The sequence below is a fragment of the Streptomyces sp. NPDC053673 genome (genome assembly GCF_055585225.1).
Genome location: NZ_JBVJKN010000079.1, coordinates 1 through 3652 on the forward strand (window position 1 = coordinate 1; position 3652 = coordinate 3652).

At 68.7% G+C, this 3652-nt stretch carries 1 protein-coding gene; it reads left to right on the plus strand.

Annotated elements, in window-relative coordinates; genetic code table 11:
* On the plus strand, positions 1 to 3652 hold a 3652-nt coding region (locus tag ACZ6ZQ_RS38340; protein ID WP_469773163.1), incomplete at both ends, for an amino acid adenylation domain-containing protein.

Here is a 3652-nt window from a genome sequence, read left to right on the forward strand (position 1 = left end):
CGTACGCGAACCAGGACGTGCCGTTCGAGCGGCTGGTCGAGGTGCTCAACCCCGAACGCTCCCTGGCCCGCCACCCCCTCTTCCAAGTCATGCTCTCGCTCAACAACCACATCTCCACGGACACCGACCTGACCGCCGCGAACCTCGGTGTCGCCGCGATCCACCCCGATCACGACGTCGCCCGCTTCGACCTGACCTTCGACTTCGCCGAGCGCGGCACCGGAGCACCGATGCACGGCGCGCTGACGTATGCGGTGGATCTGTTTGATGAGGCGTCCGCTGTGCTGCTGGTGGAGCGTCTGGTGAATCTGCTGGATGTGGTGGTGGGCTCGCCGGATGTGCCGACGCGTCGTGTGGACGTGCTGGTCGGGCGTGAGCGTCGTCGGGTGCTGGAGGCGTGGAACGATACGGCGGTTGAGGTGCCGCCTGCCTCGGTGCCGGTGCTGTTCGAGGAGCGGGTGCGTGCCGCCCCGAAGGCGGTCGCGGTGGTGTGCGGTGAGGTGTCGCTGACGTATGCGGAGTTGGACGGGCGGGTGAACCGTCTGGCTCGGTTGTTGGTGTCGCGTGGGGTGGGGGTGGAGTCCCGCGTGGTGGTGGCGTTGCCGCGGTCGGTCGATGCGGTGGTGGCGTTGCTGGCGGTGCTGAAGACCGGCGGTGCGTACGTTCCGGTGGACCCGGAATACCCCGCCGAGCGGATCGCGCATGTGGTGGAGGACTCGGCGCCGGTGCTGGTGCTGTCGGTCTCTGGCGCGCTGGACAGCGTGTCCGGGTCGGACGTCCCGGTCATCCTGCTCGACGACGTCGGTGTGACGGCCGAGCTCAAGGGCCTGTCGGGTACGTCGCTGGGTGTGGTGCCGGAGTTGTCGTCGGCGGCGTACACGATCTACACCTCGGGTTCGACGGGGCGCCCGAAGGGTGTGGTGGTGCCGCACGGTGGTGTGGTGAACGTGTTGGCCGGTTTGCGTGATGTAGTGGGCGAGGACCGGGTGCTGGCGGTGACGACGTTCGCGTTCGACATCGCGGTGGTGGAGCTGTTCGCGCCGCTGGTGTCGGGCGGGTGTGTGGTGGTGGCCCCGTCCGACGTGGTCGCGGATGCCGAACTGCTGGTGGATCTGGCGGTCCGGGCGGACGTGTCGGTGGTGCAGGCGACGCCGAGCCTGTGGCGCGAGGTCGTGGCTGTTTCGGACGGTCGGCTGGCCGGCGTGCGGGCGTTGGTGGGTGGTGAGGCGTTGCCGGGTGAGGTGGCGTCGCTGATGGTGGATGAGCTGGCGTCGGTGGTGAACGTCTACGGGCCGACCGAGACGACTGTGTGGTCGACGAGTGCCCCGGTGACAGCAGATGCTCCGGTGTCGATCGGTGGGCCGCTGGCCAATCAGCAGGTGTATGTGCTGGACGAGTGGCTGCGTCCGGTGCCGGTGGGTGTGCGTGGTGAGTTGTATATCGGCGGTGCGGGTGTGGTGCGGGGGTATCACGGCCGTGCGGATCTGACCGCGGAGCGGTTCGTCGCCTGTCCGTGGGGTGGCGGGCGGATGTACCGCACGGGTGATGTGGTGCGGTGGCGTGCGGATGGTGTGCTGGAGTTCGTGGGCCGGGCTGATGCTCAGGTGAAGGTCCGTGGCTTCCGTATCGAGCTCGGTGAGGTCGAGTCCGGTCTGCTCGCTGCCCCCGGGGTGGGACGCGCGGTCGCGGTCGTCAATGAAGGCGTCTTGGTCGGATACGTCGTGCCGGAGCCGGATACCGCTGTTGACGGCGGCGCGGTGCGTGAAAGTGCGCGGACACGGCTGCCGGAGTACATGGTGCCCACGGTCGTGGTCGTCCTGGACGCCATTCCGCTGACGCCGAACGGGAAGGTCGACCGCCGGGCCCTGCCGGCACCGGACTTCGGTGCCGCCGGGGCCGGATCCCGGGCAGCGCGCTCGCCACGCGAAGAGATCCTTTGCGGCCTGTTCGGTGAGGTACTCGGCCGGGTGTCGGTCGGGATCGACGAGAGCTTCTTCGACCTGGGCGGGCATTCGCTGCTGGCGACCCGGCTGGTGTCGCGCCTGCGCTCCGTTCTCGGCGTCGAGGTGTCGATCCGGCAGCTGTTCGAGAACCCCACCGTCGCGGGGCTGGCCCAGGCCCTGGATCAGGCGGGCGGTTCGCGTCCCGTGCTGCGCGCCGGTGTACGTCCTGAGCGGGTGCCGTTGTCGTTCGGTCAGCAGCGGTTGTGGTTCCTGCACCGCCTGGACGGCCCGAACCCGACGTACAACATTCCGCTCGCCCTCCGTCTGACCGGCAAGCTCGACCCTCAGGCGCTGCGCGCGGCGCTGGGCGATGTCGTCGACCGGCACGAGAGCCTGCGTACCGTCTTCGCCGAGGACGCCGAAGGCGCCTACCAGGTCGTGCTGGATGCCGGGATCGAGGTGCCGTGGGAGTTTGTCACCGTCACCGAGGACGAACTGCCCGCCCGCCTCGCCACCGCCGCACGCTACGGGTTCGACCTGGCCACCGAGATCCCGGTCCGGGCCGCGCTCTTCCAGACCGCACCCGACCAGCACACCCTTCTCGTCCTGGTCCACCACATCGCCGGCGACGGCGAGTCGATCGATCCGTTGCGCCGTGACTTCGTCCAGGCCTATGCCGCTCGGGCGGCCGGCGAGGTTCCGCAGTGGTCGGCGCTGCCGGTGCAGTACGCCGACTACGCCCTCTGGCAGCGTGAGCTCCTCGGCTCCGAGGACGACCCCGACAGCCTGATCTCCCAGCAGATCGACTACTGGAAGACACAGCTGGCAGACCTTCCAGACGAGATCGCGCTGCCCACGGACCGTCCCCGGACGGCTGCCCTCTCCCACACCGGCGGTCGGCTCGAGTTCGGCTTCTCCGTGGAAGCGCATGTCAAGGCGCAGGAACTGGCGCGGCAGAGTGGCACGACGGTGTTCATGGTGTTGCAGGCGGCCCTGGCGCTGCTCCTGTCCCGGTCCGGCGCGGGTGAGGACGTGCCGATCGGCACGCCGATCGCCGGACGCAGTGACGACGCTGTTGACGACCTCGTCGGCCTGTTCATCAACACCCTCGTCCTGCGCACCGACCTGTCCGGCGACCCCACCTTCCGCGAGCTCCTGGCTCGCGTCCGGGAGACCGACCTGGGCGCCTACGCCCACCAGGACCTGCCCTTCGAACGCCTCGTCGACATCATCAACCCCGAACGCTCCCTCTCCCGCCACCCCCTCTTCCAGGTCATGCTCACGTTCAACAACGTGGCTCTCGGCTCCGATGCCGAGCAGACCGACGACCTGACAGTGGCAGAGCAGCGGATCGACATCGGATCCGCACGCCATGACCTGTCGTTCGTACTGGGCGAGCGACGCGACAAGACCGGGGCGCCCGCCGGCATCCATGCCGTGCTCGACTACCGCGCGGACCTCTTCGACGCCGTGTCTGCTCAGGCGTTGGCGGAGCGCTTGGTGCATGTGCTGGACGTGGTGCTGGCTTCGCCCGATGTGCCGACGCGTCATGTGGATGTGTTGGCTGCGGGTGAGCGTCGTCGGGTGTTGGAGGAGTGGAACGACACGACGGTCGAGGTGCCGGGTGTGTCGTTGCCGGTGTTGTTCGAGGAGCAGGTGCGTGCTGTTCCGGACGCGCTTGCGGTGGCGTGTGGTGATGTGTCGTTGTC